This is a genomic window from Flammeovirga sp. OC4 (assembly GCF_000812565.1).
In the GTDB taxonomy this organism is placed as follows: domain Bacteria; phylum Bacteroidota; class Bacteroidia; order Cytophagales; family Flammeovirgaceae; genus Flammeovirga.
The window spans coordinates 65,946-84,261 of sequence record NZ_JTAM01000047.1 but is presented as its reverse complement, the minus strand read 5'-3'; the positions used below and the strand labels follow the sequence as shown (position 1 = coordinate 84,261).

Genomic DNA, 18,316 nt, shown 5'->3' with positions numbered 1-18,316 from the left:
AATGCCATATTTGCCAATTGACTTTCTGCCCCTCCCCCAATGATTTGCTTCCACTTCCAAGTGGATTCTCCCTTGAAATAAGGAATTACAAAGTCATAGGCCTTTTTTAAACTCGCTCCATTTTCACTTTGATACTCCCATAAATCTACTTTAGTAAATCGGAGTCCTAAATCTGTAATTCTCGCGAAAGCCCATAGATTATTGACGGTATAATTCACGGATTTTGTTCTAGATAACTCTAAAGGTTGTCCCCCGTTTTCATCAATATGGGTTGCTATACGTGAAGTCTTCACTTCTTCTAATTTAGCCTCCGCTTCATCAAGTTTACCGAGATAAATCATAAGCCCTATCAATTGGTAGTCATAATTAGTACCATGATTATTATGTCTTGTACTCTCTCGAATGCCAAACTTACTTTCCTTTAACCAAGTGTAATAATCATAAAACCACTTGTCTACCACTGCTTTATCATTCTTAGTCAATAAATTATTCTCCTCCAAAAGCTGAATGCTTGTAATCACCTTATCTATCCCTGTCCAATCAATAATAGAAAAACAAGTCCCAGGCACTTTACCCGGTATCGCTTGTCCGTAATCAATGTTTGGGTTTACTCTTGTTTTTTTATTGACAAACCAAACACGAACAATTTTTCGAGCTTTGAGAATGTATTTTTTATTGCCTGAAAAATAGTAAGCCAAATTCAATGTGTGTAATGACGAAAACATATCTTTCCGTCTCTCCCAGTCCGTTGCAGGCCCTTTATTGATGGGATTAAACTCACCATCTTTATACACCCAAGGCTTGCCATCTGCTTTGGTTGAATCAGGCCAATGATAGGGACTAAGTGTATGGTAATCATGTATGTCTCCACTTGCGGGAAGAGCGGTTTTATTCGTAACAGGATCTATTTTCTTCTTTAATTCTTTGTCTGCTTTTTCAATGATACTTTGGTAAGCTTGAAGGAATAAAGGATCACCTTTTTCTATCTTTTCTTTGGATGAATTTAAACGTTCAGCATTTAAGAAGATCAGCTGTTGACTCGTTTTCTTATTAGGCTCTGAAGCTGACGAAATACTGATATTAAAAATATAGAGTAATACTATTAAGAAAGGAAGGTTCTCTTTTGATTGAAGATTCATTATCTTTTTTAATTTATCAACTGTAAGTACAAGGATGCAAAAATGGTGGCTCGTGATGTGGCTCACGAACCACCATCATAAATTTTGTTTAAGAAACTACTACATTGTAAACTAAATTATCATCAACTTTCAAACTTCCTTTATACAAGCATTGATAGGATCTACTTTCAAGCTTCTTTCTTCTTCGTTTTTGTCTTGAAACAAAAAGAAGCAAAAAATTCAAGGCTTAGAAGTCAAAAGCTAAATTCCATTTCTCTCGCCGAAATGATTTTAAACTCGCTGCGCTCAGACAGCAAAATCATTTTTTAACGGCTCAATACATGAAATTCTTGACGCTTTTCCCTTCAAGGCCAAGAGAGCACTACCTAATGAATAGAGTAGAAAATCCACTGGCGCGAATGTTAAGCGGAAGCGTCATTCGTGTCCCACAGATCATCAGAAATCTCCTGATTTCTAAAAACTATTAATAACGATAATTTAGTTTACAATGTCCTACATCACATCATCGAAAAAATTACTTCCCCATTTTGCCCTTAGTTCTTTGGCAAGGTTCTCAACTGTTTCTGTATATTCTTTTTTCTCTGCAAGATTATCCAATTCTAATGGATCTATTTTATGATCGAACAGCATACGTGCATATGCTTCCCCTTTATTATCGATCCATTCAGTATAAAATAAGTCCCCTTTGATGATTGTAACGGCATCTTTGAATTTACAAACTGCCCAGTCTTTATCGCTTTTTTGTCCATTTAGAATCGGCACCATACTTTGACCTACAGCTGTTTCTGGCGCAGATAACCCTGCCAATTCAGCCAAAGTTGGGTAAACATCGATATACTCTGTAATCGCATCAGTTCGTTGGCCGTTCGTTTTCCCTGGTACTTTTAAAATTAGAGGCGTTTTTAAGGCCTTTTCAAACGTGACATGTTTACACCAAAGTTTGTGATCACCTAAGTTCCAGCCATGATCTCCCCAAAGCACCACAATCGTATTTTCAGCTAAACCTTGTTTTTCCAATTCCTCTAAAACAAGTCCTATTTGAGCATCGATATAGCTCACCGAAGCATAGTAACCGTGGATTAGCTCTTTCGCCATGTCCTCTGAAATCTCACCTTTTTTGGGTACACCTTGATATTTTCTCAGTTCACCAAATCGATGAAAAGCTTCTTTTGGGGTACTTTTTGGTTGAACATAACTTTCTGGAAGTTCTATATCCTCTCTTTTGTAAAGCTCCCAATACTTTTTAGGAGAAGTGAAAGGAAGGTGAGGTTTTGCCACTCCCATAGCAAGGAAAAATGGCTTATCTTGGTTCTTGAGTTTTTTCAAATCAGCGATCACTTTCAATGCCAATTTACCATCTCTATATACAGTGTCTACCACATCAGCCATTTCAACAGGAGGTCCTTTTCTCTTCTCTTTTCTAAACTGCTGATTTTCGGATTTTGCATAATCCCATATTGGATCAGGATGCCAAATTTCATCCCATGCCGATTCATCATCTTTTTTGTGATGATAAACCTTTCCATTGGAAATAGTGGTGTATCCATTTTGTTTGAATAGCATTGGAAGTGAAATAACATTAGGCAGGTCGATATCTTTCTGCGTATATGCATTTAGCATTCTTTTTCTAGTTGGGCGAACACCTGTCAAAAGACTAGTTCTTGATGCTCCACAAACTGGGATATTACAATAGGCTTGATCAAAGACTAAACTTTCACTTGCCAAGTTATCAAGGTGGGGAGATTGAATATGGTTTGCTCCATAGAAGTTCAACTCAGGTCTCAAATCATCAATAGCGATAAAAAGGATATTTGGTGCGGTTGCTTTCTCCTCCACCTTCTTTTTTTGTACAGCACATGAGGTAAACATACCTAGTGCAATCAGAATTAAAATCGAATACTTTTTCATTTTTTGAAATTACCAATGTTCAACAATTAGATAACTCTCTTTTTTAGCGTGTTTTTTACAAGATCAGATATCGTAATTTTAAGAAGTAACTTGATCTAGATTCAATACCCTTTTGGTCAGCAGATATTATTTCAGGCTTCTTAAGACAGTAAATCAAAAAAATGCTAATAGTAACAGCTTGATCACATAACACTATTCTGTTTTCACCGACATACCTTCTCTGAGAACCCTATTATTTACTTTCCTCTTTTAAAGGTTTTTTCTTTATTACCAGCTTAAATTCAGCTATTAACTCCGCTAGCTTCTCTGGATATATTGTAGCCAGATTATGTTTTTGTTCTAAATCTTCCTTCAAGTTGTATAACTGATAAACTGAATCACAACCTGTTTCAATATTGACATTCGTTTGAATGGATGGTCTTTTGGGATATGGAGGAATAAGGACCCAGTTGTCTTTACGGTAGGCTTTATTTCGTTTTGCCTCAATCACCAAATTTTCTCTCCCTAGCTCTGATTTACCAAGTAGTACATCCAACATATTCTGACTGTCTGATTGCGGTACTTCTTGTCCAAGCAATGCCCCCAAAGAACTCATTAAATCTATCTGACAAACCATTGCATCAGATACTTTAGGTTCAATCTTTCCTTTCCAATAAGTAAAAAACGGCACACGAGTACCTGCTTCAAGCAAACTGTATTTACCTCCACGTAATACACCTGCTGGAGTATGTTTTCCTAATTTTGCAACAGCTTCATCATTATATCCATCGTTCAATACGGGACCATTATCACTTGAAAATACAATTAATGTATTTTCGAGAATTCCTTCATCTTCTAAAGTTTTGATAAGTTCACCGATACACCAATCTGCTTCAAGAAGTACGTCACCACGAGGTCCCATACCCGACTTACCTACAAAACGAGGATGTGGCGTACGTGGCACATGCGGTTGTTGCATAGCATAATACAAGAAGAAAGGTTGGTTTTTATGTTTATGTATATAGTTCTTAGCTTTATTTAAGAAGTAATCCGCTATATCTACATCACTCCAATAAGCACTTTTCCCCCCTTTCATAAAACCAATACGTGGAATACCGTTCACTATACTATTGTTATGACCATGATGCCATTTCATCGTAGTCAATTCAGGGTTATCTTTCCCTGTTGGCTCCCTTTCAAAGTTCTTTTTATAATTCACTTGAATAGGATCATTCTTATCTAATCCTACTCCATAACCGTTCTCGATATAAATAGTAGGTACTCGGTCTTGTGTGGCCGCCATGATCACTGAGTAATCAAACCCTACTTGATTTGGCCCTGGCGTAACTTCACCATTCCAATCTAAGTTACCATCACCAAGCCCTAAGTGCCATTTACCAACAACACCTGTATGATAACCCGCTTTTTTCATCATTTTGGGTAATGTCACTCTATTAGTATCTATGATTAAAGGGGCTGATCCTGGAAGAATACGAGCATTACTATTACGCCAAGGATATTCACCTGTAAGCATACCATACCTACTTGGCGTACAAGTAGCAGAGGTAGCATAACCTTGCGTAAAGCGAACCCCTCCATTAGCCAACTTATCAATATTTGGTGTATTAATTTCAGTTGCTCCATAACAACTAAGATCACCATAACCCAAATCATCTAGATAAAGAATAATGATATTAGGCTTTATTTCCTTATCCCTGGTTTGTGGCATACAAGCCGTTAAAAACAGAAGAATTGTAAATAGAAAACTTCCTATATATTTTTTAGAGTTATACATTTCTAGTTTTAAAATTATAGTTACTAATACAACTGATTAAAATAAATTTTTAGTGATCAACGAGTAGAGTATTCGATTTAAAATCAATTGCTTTAACTGAACCTATTTCCTTCTCAAAAACTTGAGCAATCACTCTATAAAATACCTTCCATTGTCGATCTATGTTGATGATGTCAAAGATTTACGTTGCTGTCTTGTTGAAAGACGGTTTCTATTCGAACAGGTCCCAACAAACCTGAAGCTTGAAGGGATGATTTTCTCTTTACGATTCCATTTGCCTGCCTGACTAGGACCTCTTGAAAGACCTCCTTCAAATAAAACCATCTCCCCATTAATCATAACCAAAATTTTGATAATAAATCTAAGGAGATAAAATAGAATTATAGTTCTATACAATAGTGATATAGTCCATTATTCGTGTTAAAATGAAGTTTATAAGTTTGAACACGGCTTGTTCATAAAACAACATATTTTATTGGTATAAAAATACTGTATAGACAGGGCATGCCCTGTCTATACAATAGCACAATGCTTTTGATTTTATGAACAAGCCCTATAAGTTTGAATTAAGTGAAATTAACTTGATTTGTCTTTTAAGAAATATTGATAGGAGTAACCACTTAGAGCATGTTTGGTATAAATCTGTTGGTCTCAAACCTCCTCTTTTGGGATGAGACTTTTTCAAATTTTGAGACAATGGCTCTGCTATTCTCTTATAATGTACCTTTATCACAAGCCAAAATTGAAAATCTTCAGTCAAAAGCTCTATTCCAAACAGACTCTAAAGAGTATTTAATTTGGTAAATTAATTGTTGACTAATAAAGAATTAGTGTTTCGTTTCAAATACATAGCTACCTGGTTGTACAAGTAACTCAAAGTATTCCCCTCCTTTATTCGTTAATTTTACACGCTCATTTTCAACAAATGACTTTCCATTCAGTATCAAATTTTCAGCAGTATTGCCAAAAACTTTTATTACTGCTGTGGTATTTGAAGGGATAGTTGCTTTCAATTCAAAAACTCCATTTTTCAATTTCCATTCAGAACTGACCTCACCGTAAGGGCTCATATAACTTGCCTGTGCTGATGTCAAAGCCCCCCCAGGTATTGGAGCAATCTCTATTTTTTTATACCCTGCTTCAATAGGTTTTATACCAGCTATTCGCTCATACATCCATTGTCCAATAGCACCATAAGCATAATGGTTAAATGAGTTCATACCTTGTTTATTGAAGCCATCTTTGTGTGTATAGCTGTTCCAACGTTCCCACATTGTAGTTGCCCCCTGATTGATAGAATAAAACCACGAAGGATAAGTCTCCTTAAATAAAATTGAATACATCAAATCAGTTTCTCCTGCCTTATCTAAAGCAAAAGGAAGAATTGGTGTACCTAAAAAACCAGTTCGTAGATGATTATCACAATCATTAATAACCCTTTTTAAATGCTTATAAACTTTAGGTTTCAAATCATCAGTAATCAAATCAAACTCTATCGCCAAAAGATATTGTGTTTGAGTTTCTATTTTGTGTTTAGTCTTTCCATTATTGTCATAAAATCTTTTTTGAAATGCATTTTTTATAGCATCATACAAGGTTTTATAATAATTTGCATCCTCTGTTTTTCCTAAAACTAAAGCTGTTTTATAGGTCAACTCAACAGACCTTGCATAATATGCCGTAGCAATGTAATTTTTGGGTGTATCACCACGTCTACCTTCTTGTCCTTTTTTATCTAAACTTGCAAAAGGTTGTAACCAATCTCCAAAAGCATGCATTGTTTCAACAATATTTCCTTGAGCATGTCGTGCATAATACTCAAGCCATTTTTTCATCATTCCATAGTTTTCTTGCAAAACATTTGTATCACCTGTCCTAAAATAAAGCTCCCAAGGAATAATAACACAAGCATCACCCCACCCAGTCGATGCACCATTTCCTAAATTACTTGGAATCACTTTAGGTATACTTCCATTTTTAATTTGTTCAAACCTCATACTTTGTAAGTATCCTGTCCAAAAAGCATACATATCAGCATTGTATATAGCTGTAGGTGTTATTACTTGAGCATCACCTGTCCACCCCAAGCGTTCATCTCGCTGAGGACAATCTGTAGGAACGTCAAAGAAATTACTTTTGAGTCCCCAACGAATATTGCTTTGCAATTGATTCAATTTTTTATGTGATGAGGAAAAAGTACCATTTGAGTTAAAATCAGAATATTGAACAATAGCTTTTACCCAGTTTTTCTGTGGTTGTTCTCCTTTGAGGTATCCGCTTAATTCAACATATTGATAACCGTGAAAAGTAAAGCTTGGCCTCCAATGTATAACTCCATCTTTTGCTGCTACATAATAGTCGGTTGATTTGGCACTTCTGTAGTTCTTTGTGTATAGAGTACCATCAGTGTTAAGCATTTCGGCAAACCTAACTTTCAAGGTATCTCCTTTTTTCATTGGAACATTTAGTAAAGGAACTCCTACATTGTTCTGTCCAAAATTGAAAATAGCAATATCAGGTTTTGGTTGTGTAATATTTTTTACCTCAATAATCTCTTTATCTTTGACACTTCCAAAACGTTTCGGCAACAATAAAACAGCACTATCAAGTGCTTGGGTTTGTACATTACTCCATCCTGACTCATTGTAATTGTTTTTATTCCATTCTCCTAATTCAAAATTAGCATCATACGTTTCGCCATCATAAATTTTTGAAACACGAATAGGACCATTTTGGTTAACTTTCCAATCTTCGTCAGATACAATTTGCATCTTACCTTTATCATGTTCTATTTCTAATTGACAAAGCAAAGAAGGTGTTTCTTGATGTGTTTTTTTTCTTTTTCTTAAATATATACGACCAGCGTACCACCCCTCTGCCACTACAACTCCAATTGTATTTTTCCCTTTTTTAAGCAACTTACTTAAATTATAAGTCAGTGTCGGTATATATTTCCTATAAGGAACCCACCCAGGTGACATTCTATCATCGCTTACTTTAATTCCATTTACATAAGCTTCATATACTCCTTTAGCAGTAATGTATAACCTTGCATTTTTAACATCTTCTGGAATTTGGATTTCTTTTCGGATATATTGTGGTCGGAATAGTAACGACCCAAGATAATCTGTTTCATTCAATTGCTCGTAAGGAATATGTATCCATTTCCCTTTCCAATCACTATTCCTCAAAAGCCCTAATTCAAAATGAGCTGTTTCACTCCAATGTGATTCCTTACCTTTATTATCCCAAAACTTCACTTTCCAATAAACTTTCTGACGTGAAGTCAATGCTTTTCCTTCGTACTTTACAAATAGGGATTGGTCTGACTTCACTATGCCGCTTTTCCACAAATCAGGCTTTTTTTCCAATAAGTCGAGAGAACTTGCCACCACAATAGCATAAGCAGATTGTCCTTGAACTGAAGTAGGCAATTTCCACGAAAAGTCTGGAATACTGTCATAAAACCCAATTGGGTTTTTAAATCTTTCTGAAACAGTCAACGCTTCAGGGGACGGTAATTCAATGTCGGAACTCGTTCCACAAGAAATAAATATTAGATGTAAAATGAGGAGATAAAAACAACTATTTTTCATGATAATTATCAAAATATAATTTTACTGACTTTTAAATGAATTTATGTTTGAATCAATTTACTTTTATCAAGGTAGTTACAACTTAATAAACTGTACCCTTGACACTTTTCCATTTCTATCTTGCAGTTTAAGTATATACATACCTTTGTCTAATAAAGAAATATCTAGTTGATTTTGAATTGGGTTATAAACTTTGAGTAATGTACCTGAAAGGTTATAAATTTCAATCTGCACAGCATCAACACCCCTATAGTTTAGGGTGTGTTGGGCAGGAACAGGAAATAAAACTATATTATCCTTTTTATCTAAGAAATGAGAATTTATCACTGGGTTCATTAGATTATCAGTATTCATCAATAAGTTGATTTCACCCTCAGAAAGAATATCATCAAACATATATATTTCATCTAGCATACCCGTAAAATTTCTCTGTAAAGCTTGGTCTGATGATGCCCCAAAAACCAGACGACCTATAGATTGAGGTTTATCCGTTTCCAATTCATAACCTTCTGCAATAGAACCACTCTGTTGTCCATTGATATAAAACTTATGTTGAGTCTGCCCTTCACGTTGGTCAATGACCAAAGCAATATGAAACCATTCATTTTTTTCTTCTTCTGTTACATTAAATGAAATGGATTTTTTTTGATGAAAATTCTTAAAACTCAAATCTTCATTTGAAGTCAATAATGTTCTACCTCCGACAGCTTGAAGTATATCTGCTCTTGTAGTATAGTCTGATACTTTCAACCAAAAAGCAATGGTATATGCTGTCGGGTAATTATACTTGAATACTTCATCAGCAGAAGTTAAAAACGAGCCTTCTGTATAACTAAATAAAGCTCCATTTCCTTTTTTTCCAGATGTAAAAGTCACAGCACTGCCCAATGTAGCATGATTCCCTTTTTCACTCAAATCAGTTCCATCACTTTCAAGCGGATAATAAAACAAAAGGTTATCAATCATACCACTAGCGTCTACTGGTTCAGGAGATTCATCAGTAATATGAAACTCATATTTTAAAAATGAAAATGGAGGTAATTGGCTATCAAATGTAACCGTAGACTTATTAGTATCTATACCTGTGGTAGTAGCATATTGCCAAGAAGACCATGTTAAATTATTGGTAGATTCATCGTATATCGCTGAACGGTATTTAATATTTGTTCCTGAAGGAGCATCAATTTTTGCTACAAAATTCAAATTTTCAGTTACGTTAGAAGATGGCTTAGCATTATAATTATAAGCCATTATGTTATAGGCTTCGTTTTCTACATCTTTGGTAAAAATAGCATCAACATAATTGCCAGATGATTGTGGTGTACCACTTTTTGTATTAGTATAATAAGTATTCCCTTTCAGTTTGAAAATTTCCTGATTAGCAGGCTGATACTGGTCTCCTGCTCCCCATTGAAACAAGTTTTTGATATTGTTCTCATAAAACATCTTCATCACTCCAACTAAAAAAGAATTCTGATATTTTGCAGAAGCACTCTCATAACCATTCCCCTTAGCATTCATAGTTTTGATAAGGGCAAATTCATGAATCTCAAATACAGCATTGTCATTCCATTCAGGAATATCTTTAATTACACCAAAATCATCTTTATAAACCTGAGTAAAATTCGTTCTATTGACTCTGTGGTAAAAAGGATAGTAAGAAACGCCTAACACATCATAATGTACGTTATTAGTTTTACACCATTTGACAAAATCAACTGCCCATGACTTTGAAGATGTTCCCCACAAAAAATGAGAACCCACCATTGCTTGAGGAAGTACTTCATGAATAGCTGTTACTGACTTCTGATAAAAATCAAAAAACTGCTCCTTTGTTCCTTTCCAATGCCCTTCAGTTCCAATTTCACGACCTATACCAAATTGTATTTTTAGCACTTCATCCTTACCATACGTATCGATTAAGAAGTTCATCACATCTTTCAAATACATAGCCCATAAATTGAAATCTTTTGGAGGCTCGGCATTTCCATAAGTAGAAACCTTTAGTGAACCACCTTCAAGCTCTCCTAAAGCATTTCGTTGAAATGCCCAAGAAGGGTTATCTAATACAATTTGATGAATACCAACTCCTCTATTTAAAACGCCATCAATTTGCTTTTTAAGTAAAGTAAAGTCAGTATAAAACTCTTTTTTCTCTTCATCCCATAAGTAAGTGTCTAAACTAAGGTCTGCATCACCATTGCTATATTTCCCACCTAAAGGACGTACAATACATAGTTTAGCATTTGGTGTACTTGGTGTTCTAAAACCATTAATTGGTGAAATACGGTTAAAAACATCCAAAGGGTAATGTATCATACCCTTTGCCTTACTATTATCCGTAAAATCTGTTTTTAGAATAATTTGTCCATGAATGTGCATTGTTATTCCACAAAGCATGGTTAGTATGGAAATGATTATCTTTTTCATTGTTGATAGTGTATGTTTGAATAAAATATATTAGTGGTTATGTTATTTTTGTAATTGTTGCAAATGCATAATCTAGGCAATAAATCTAAGAGGATGAGCTAGAATTATAGTCTTATACAATAATGATATAGTCCATTATTCGAATTAGAACATGCTTGGAATAGGTTTTACCTCGGGAATTTCCATAGTCTCTTAATAGGGTTTGATTTAGGAGAGTATGGAAAAATAAAAGACAGTTTAAATCCTTTATTTTTCCATTATCTTACAATTTATTAGCCTTTAGAATTTGGAATTCAGCAATACTAGGACTGCCTTCTGCTTTAGTAATCAGCAATCGACATTTACTTGCTGTAACAGCATTAAATGAATGTGTTTTCTCTTTGCCTATATTATCTCCTTCTATTAATTTTACCCATGATTTACCGTCCCAATACTGAACTTTATAGCCTTTGATATGATTACCATTTTCATTAATCACAACACTAGCAAATGATTGAGGTTTTACCCAAGCAATTTCAAGCCATTCCGGTAATTCTCCATCAGCTTTCCAACTTGTTGAAAGCTCTTTATCATTTACTCTAAATGCTTCAAATTTTGGTAGTTTTTCTGTTTCTATATAGAGAGAAGACGCACTTACTCGTCCTATCAAACTAAGGTTATTACCTTTGTAAATTGGGTCAGGAATTTGTGTTTTGGGTAAAAGATTAACACTAAATTTATAAACACCTGACTGTACTTGGTAAATTATATAATTGCCAACGGCTTCACTTCTCTCCATCCCAACGTAAGCTATATTATGAGTATTTTCAACACTCACCCCTCCTTCTAAAACATTATCTTTACTCACAGCAGGAATATAAACTTTAGCAGAACAGTTGGCAGGTACTTCCACTTGATAAGTCGCATGGTCTTTCTCAACCTTCCAATTTACGGTAATCTTTCCATACATGGACTCAAGGCTTGTATTAGCAAAAGTCAAATCACCCACTGGCGTAGGTTTAACAATAAAATCTTTCATTCCTGCCTTCTCCTTATTAGGACGTATACCGCCAAAACCTTTTATAAAATATCCTCCAATCCCTGTATAACAAGTATGAATCTGACTATTTCCAACGGCTGACCATCGCTCTGGCCAAACGGTCTTACCTTGACGTAAAAAATAACCATAACTTGGGTGTCTTGTATCTTGAAGCAGTTCGTAAACTAAATCCATTCGTTCTCCATATTCGCCAAAAAATCGAGTATAAAGTGCTTGTCCTGAACTTCCTGTATCATAATACGGAAAAGTATAAAGTACATTATCAGCTAATTGAGCCATCACTTTTTCTCGTTCTTTAATTGGAGTAACACCTGCTAATAGAGCAAAAGCTTGGTTTACTTGTCTTCCATCAAGGTATTTGCCTGTTTCTGCATTATACGAAAGTTTATGAGTGGCTTTTTGTTGTACTTTCAGACGATTAGCGTATACTTTCACATCATCTATCCTACCTAAAACTTCTGCCATTTTTTTGGAACAATCTAACATAAAAGCGTATACACAATTATTAAAATGTGCTGATTCAGGTGAGTTACTACTATCCCAAAAATTTCCTCTTGGGGTACACCAATCCCCTAAACCGGGCATTTCACGTTTGCCTCTTACTCCTATTTTTAATGCTCCTCCAGTTTCATAATCTGAATTTTTATACATCCACTCCATCCATTTTTTCATAGAAGCGTAATTATCTTCCAAGAATTTTTTATCACCCAACATTCTATAAGTTTCCCAAATCGTGATAGGATTATTGGCTTTCCACATTAAAAATGGTCTATCTTCCTCGTTGATAACAGCTCGTATTTTTCCATCGCCTGTTTGTGTATCTTGCATCAATTGAGCATACTGTTGCATATATGCTCCACTTTCAAAGTTAGGTAAAGCATCTCCGTACATAGCGGCCACAGTTACCTCTCCCCAACCTCGCCTTTCTCTATGTGGACAGTCCACTAATATGCCATCAATCGTATTAGCCAGATAAGTTCTTAGATTTACTTCATAAATTTCATTTAGAAGTTCACTAGAACTTTCAAAACTGCTAATCTGTTTTCTATCATTGGTAATTACAAAACCTTTAATGTCTTTCAATTCTGGTTTATAGTTCAAACCTGAAACTGTAAACCATCTACCACCTGCCAAGTTAAAGCGGTTTGTAAAATGTCCTTTTCCTGATTGACCATAGATATATTGGCTTTTTTGATTCCAAGTCGAAACATTACCTTCTTGGTCTGCAATTTCAAAAGTAACTGTATCACCTTCTGAACCATTATACAAGTTCATTTCAAAAAAACCTGTATAGTTTTCACCCATATCAATCACATAGGTATTCTCACTTTTTTGCTTAACACCTATCGGCTTGATTTCTTTAAACCTGACCTGAGGTTCTACCATTTGAGAGCTTAACTCGGCTTTTATATCTGTATATTCTGCTCGTACTCTTTTGTCCTTTCTGCTATTAAGAGCAAAGCTAATATTTTCACCCTCAGGAATTTTTGCATTTAAAACATCCTTATTATAAATACTTGCATTTGCCCAATCACTATCATCATAGCTTGCTTTATTCCAATCGTCTTCTCGTTTTCTATCATCTATGATTTCTCCACCAAAACGAAGAATATCCCAATCCCCATAATACTCACTATAACTCTTTTTACACTTCCAAGCTTCATCCGTTCCAAAACTAAGTTGATGACCATTAGTAGAAATCTCCACTTGTGCTTTAAATACAAAAGGAATGTTTCTGTATTCTCTGATACGTCTCCAACGTGCCCAACCTGAAGCATGCCATATAGCTATTACATTATCTCCTTTTGTCAAATAATCTTTAATATCATAAGTCAAATAAGGAATCCTTTTTTTCATATAAGAAGTTACAGGATTCATCACATTATCCGTGATTTTTTGACCATTGACATATAATTCATGATAACCGAAAGAACCCACATATACAAAAGCAGATTGTGTTTTGCTCTTCAATTCTAAATTTTTACGGTACCAGTTATGGTCTGTTTTTTTCTGGTCAGCTTTTAAAATCCATTCACCTTTCCAATCAGAAGGATTTAGCAAGCCGATAGTAAATCGAGCAGGTTTACTCCAATCAGAAGCTTTACCATTCATATCCCATACACGAACCTTCCAATAACACTCCTGATTAGATGTTAACTGTTGTCCTGCATAAAGATTATTTACGGATTGGGCATTATCTATTTTGTTAGAATCCCAAATATCCCCTTTGTCTTTATTTAGCTTTTTAAGGCTACTTGCTACCAAAATTTGATAAGCCGTTTGCTTTTGTCCTCTTGTTTTTTGGTTATCAATAATTTTCCAACCCAAACGTGGATTTATATTATCTATCCCTAACGGATTAATTCTATATTCACAACGTAAATCTTGAACTTGAATATGAGATTTACTTGACTTATCACATCCTAAAATAAATAATAGCGTGATAATCAGTGAAAATTTACCCATTAATATATTTCCATTTGATAAAATACCTATCATATCTAATTATATATCAACTTGAAGTGAAATTACTTTATTTTACATACTTGATTTAGAGCACATTAAAAAGACAATTTGACAGATTCTAACTACTTCTTTCTATATTTAAAAACTTGTTATTTTTGCTCCTTTATAATCAAGGTTTTTGGTTTTTCATGTTACATTGAATTACCAATTCCGACCAACACTACTGAAAATATAATTATTATAATTCCTGCAATGATAGTTCGTTTGGTAGCAGGTCTAACCCCTTTCCATTCTTGTCGATAAATGCCCCATAAGTTAGCAGTCAATATGATTGTAGACATGTGCAATATCCATGAACTAGCTCCATTACCTAATTTACTTTCACCCATTCCATAACAGAAGAACTGAAGAAACCAAGTGATTCCTGCTAATGCAGAGAAAAGTATATTACTTATTAAAGGCTTAGTCTTATCACCAAAATCTTTAAAAGATTTATTCTGAATACTTAAAATAGTAGTCCAAATAAAATTGGTTGTTAGTCCTCCCCACAAGATGATTACAAATGTGACATTATTTTGAAAGAGTGGATTATGTCCAGCTATAACAGCAGCATCAGCCATATTCTTACCAGCTTCTATTCCAAAATTGAAAAAAGAACTAAGCACACCTGACAAAATAGCCACAACAAGTCCCTTAACAAGATTAAACTCAGCTACGGTTTTCTTTTGCTCTTCAGGAGATAATTCCTTTTCTTTCATCATGCCTGCTTTACCACATACTACAATGCCAAGTAAACAGACAAAAACACCAAAAAGAACCATTTGTCCTCCTGTTACAGATAACATATCATTAAGAGATGTCTTTCCTTCTTCAGGAAAAATGTTGTAATAAACAGCAGGCATCAAAGCCCCAAAAGCAGCACAAAAACCTAGAACAACTGAATTGCCCAATGACATACCAAGGTAACGTACTCCCAAACCAAATGACAAACCTCCTATTCCCCAAAATAACCCCATCAAATAGGTAAACAAAAGTACCTTGATATCTGTACTAAATATAATTTCTAGAAAATTGGGAATTGTTAACCAAGTCGCTACAAGTGGGGCAACCAACCAAGAAAATACACCTCCAACCATCCAGTAGCTTTCCCATGCCCAACCTTTTACTCGATTATAAGGCATATAAAAACTACCAGCAGCTACCCCACCAATAGAATGAAATAATAAACCTAACAATGCTTGCATCTCAAATTCATTTGTTTTCTTAATCTAATTTATTAGCAAATTTGTACTACACGTATGCCTAATATTTTTCCTAACTTTTCAAGCTTACCCCCAATATGTCCGACCCCTATAGCACAATGATGAGAAGGTCCTTGCTTAGACCATTCGTTGATAAAGGCTTTTGCTCCTATCGAAAAACGATAACGGCTATTCGTATTACCAATATGAAGGATAGGACCTTGAACTGATTCCCCTTCAGCAACCAATAAAAATACATCATCTTTACCTTCTACAACCGACAATAGTGTAACAGCTCCATGCTTTACGGTCATCTGTATGGACAATCCTTTCCCCGGCTTTCCATGATATACTGGTAAAGGCACTAATTGTACCTTACCTTCTGCTATAGCAAAGTGTGCAGGACCATCATGTCCTAACATAACTATATCATCATCAAAATCCATTGCATAAAACTCAGAGAATGAACCTCCAACCCCAAAGGCATCCATGATTTTCATGGCTTGAGCATTTTTCACTTCATACTCTCCTGCAACAGGTATATTTTTTCCTGTCAATAAAGTATTACCAGCAATAACTGAGGTTACAATATTTTCATACTCATTACCTGATTCACCCTCATAATAATAAGCCATTGACCCCAAATTATAATATGTTACAAGCTTATCTAATGCTACTGAAGTTTTTGCAGCACGTACCAACTCCTCTTGCTCACAAGTTTCAATAACCTCAAAAGTATTATTAAACTCCTCTATCTTTTCTTCGATTTCCCTAACTGTTACAGCATCACGATATTTTTTAACCTCACACATTTCTAAAATTTCTACATGTGTTCCAAAAATAGCTGACTGTTTGGTCAAATCTGAATACACATCCAACATCCCACAATAATAATGTCCTAAGACTCCTAATCTATTGTTGTTCATTACCAAAGCAACATGTACTGCATCTACCCAATCTTGTATATCATCCCAAACAGCTTGCTCTCCTAAATAACCTGTTACAAATTCATAATCTATTCCCGAACGATTAAACACATTAGCCAACTCTGGTACGGAACAAGCCTGACAATGTGCAAGCCACTCTCCTGTCATTTTACCTCTATCACCCAAGGCGTTAAAACTTTCATAATCTATAGAGGCTACAGGTTGTATATTTAATATAACAATTGGACACTTTAACTTTTGTACAACTGGTAAAACAGTAGATGATAAAGCATAAGTCGAAACGTATAAGAAAAGTATATCAATGTCTTCTCTTTTTAAAACCTCTGCCTTTTCTCTAGCAATCTCTGGTGTATCTATCAAACCAACATTGACTACCTCAGCTCCAAAATCCTGTATTTTTTCTGCAATTTGGTTCTGATAGCCTACCAATCTGTCATACAATCCATCAAATTGACTCCAATAAGTATCTAAACCAATTCCAAATAACCCAATTTTAGTTTGTACTATTTTCATGAATATATTTTTGTACTTTTTGTTATAAATTTATATATAATTTAGAGTCTAAATTTGAGTACTTCTAAACCTTTACTTACTTTTAAAAGTCCTCCTATATATTTATTTATCAATGATTATGAGTTTATTGTAAGTACAATTATAAAGGGTTAACCATTGTAATTAAAGTAACAATCTGACATATTTACTGCACAATCTGATATGAAAAAAAACGATAACCATAGATATATGGTACTATTTGAAAATGATAAAAAATGGGGCTTTTACATTAACAATATTGGAAACAACAAAATTAAACCTAACTCAGAATACCCAAGTAAAGGACACCCAAGTAAGTATATGTTCTCTTGGGAAAAAGGACGTATTCTTGATGAATACCACCTTGTAATGATTACAAAAGGTGAAGGAGTTTTTGAAAGTAAAGCAACAGGAGAAAAAAAGATTAATGCTGGTGATGCCTTTCTGTTATTTCCTGATGTATGGCACAGATACAAACCTTCAAAAAAAACAGGATGGAACGAGCAATGGGTAGGTTTTTCAGGTAATATAGCCAAAGCTTTTATGAATAATGGCTTTTTTTCAGTCGAAGAGCCTATCATTCAAAAATGCAATAGAACATCTATGCTAAATTATTTTGATGTGCTATTCAAACTATTTCATAATGAACCCTTTGGGTACCAACGTTTAGCTTCTGGTATTTGTATGCAACTAATAGCCGAATCATATAATATTCAACAAAGCAACAACAATGATAAGTATTTTAACACTATAGTTGGTTATGCAAAACACCTAATGTATAAAAGGATTGATAAATCGATAGATTTACAAAAAATAGCAGATGATTTGGGCGTAAGCTATTCAAAGTTCAGAATTGATTTCAAAAAACAAACAGGTACTTCCCCTCTTCAATATTACTTGCAATTGAAAATCGAAAAGTCAAAAGAGATCCTATTAGAAACCAACCAAACCCAAAAAGAAATAGCTTTTTCACTAGGTTTTGACTCAGATATGTATTTTAACCGTTTATTTAAAAAAAAGACTGGGTATACCCCACAGCAATATCGAAAAAAGAGCAGACAATAGAGACTGAACTACCAAGCCTTGATATCTTTTTATTTTAGAACATGTTGAATACGAATCAAAAGAGAATCTTTTTGAAATTTGTATTCAATATGTTCTAAAATACCTTTTCTCTTTCCCTTACCTCAATTGGATATATTCAGGATTCAACTCCGTAGGAATCGGAGCTTTTGTTTTATGCCA

At 34.6% G+C, this 18,316-nt stretch carries 10 protein-coding genes; 1 reads left to right on the top strand and 9 read right to left on the bottom strand.

Features of this window, described 5'->3' with window-relative positions:
• From PL77_RS20200 to PL77_RS20160, 9 genes are all read right to left on the bottom strand, one after another.
• Window positions 1-1,139 (bottom strand): alginate lyase family protein (locus tag PL77_RS20200; protein ID WP_044209490.1); only part of this gene is annotated, 1,139 nt, incomplete at its 3' end.
• A 492-nt stretch (window positions 1,140-1,631) separates the two neighbouring features.
• Window positions 1,632-3,047: a sulfatase gene (locus tag PL77_RS20195; RefSeq protein WP_253274004.1), complete on the bottom strand. Its 1,416-nt coding sequence runs from the start codon at window positions 3,045-3,047 to the stop codon at window positions 1,632-1,634.
• Between the two features lie 232 nt (window positions 3,048-3,279).
• On the bottom strand, window positions 3,280-4,755 hold the full coding sequence (locus tag PL77_RS20190) for an arylsulfatase (protein ID WP_044209488.1): 1,476 nt from the start codon (window positions 4,753-4,755) through the stop codon (window positions 3,280-3,282).
• Window positions 4,756-4,980: 225 nt separating this feature from the next.
• Window positions 4,981-5,160 carry a hypothetical protein gene (locus tag PL77_RS20185; protein ID WP_044209485.1) on the bottom strand — a complete coding sequence of 60 codons (180 nt, stop codon included), beginning with the start codon at window positions 5,158-5,160 and terminating at the stop codon, window positions 4,981-4,983.
• A gap of 488 nt (window positions 5,161-5,648) precedes the next feature.
• Window positions 5,649-8,417, bottom strand: coding sequence for a family 78 glycoside hydrolase catalytic domain (locus PL77_RS20180; protein ID WP_044209482.1), 2,769 nt, complete (start codon window positions 8,415-8,417; stop codon window positions 5,649-5,651).
• Between the two features lie 75 nt (window positions 8,418-8,492).
• Window positions 8,493-10,847: an alpha-1,4-L-rhamnosidase gene (locus PL77_RS20175; RefSeq protein ID WP_082026649.1), complete on the bottom strand. Its 2,355-nt coding sequence runs from the start codon at window positions 10,845-10,847 to the stop codon at window positions 8,493-8,495.
• Between the two features lie 262 nt (window positions 10,848-11,109).
• Window positions 11,110-14,385, bottom strand: a complete 3,276-nt coding sequence (locus tag PL77_RS20170) for a family 78 glycoside hydrolase catalytic domain (protein ID WP_082026648.1) — start codon at window positions 14,383-14,385, stop codon at window positions 11,110-11,112.
• Between the two features lie 158 nt (window positions 14,386-14,543).
• Window positions 14,544-15,596 (bottom strand): L-rhamnose/proton symporter RhaT, encoded by a 1,053-nt coding sequence (rhaT, locus tag PL77_RS20165; protein ID WP_044209473.1) that lies wholly within the window; start codon window positions 15,594-15,596, stop codon window positions 14,544-14,546.
• Window positions 15,597-15,628: 32 nt separating this feature from the next.
• A complete protein-coding gene (locus tag PL77_RS20160; protein ID WP_044209471.1) occupies window positions 15,629-17,053 on the bottom strand; it encodes an L-fucose/L-arabinose isomerase family protein in 1,425 nt (474 codons plus the stop codon).
• A 201-nt stretch (window positions 17,054-17,254) separates the two neighbouring features.
• Here PL77_RS20160 and PL77_RS20155 point away from each other — a divergent pair, with 201 nt between their 5' ends.
• The gene (locus PL77_RS20155) at window positions 17,255-18,136 is read left to right on the top strand and encodes an AraC family transcriptional regulator (RefSeq protein ID WP_044209470.1); all 882 of its coding nucleotides are present in this window, start codon (window positions 17,255-17,257) and stop codon (window positions 18,134-18,136) included.
• The last annotated feature ends 180 nt before the right edge of the window (window positions 18,137-18,316 follow it).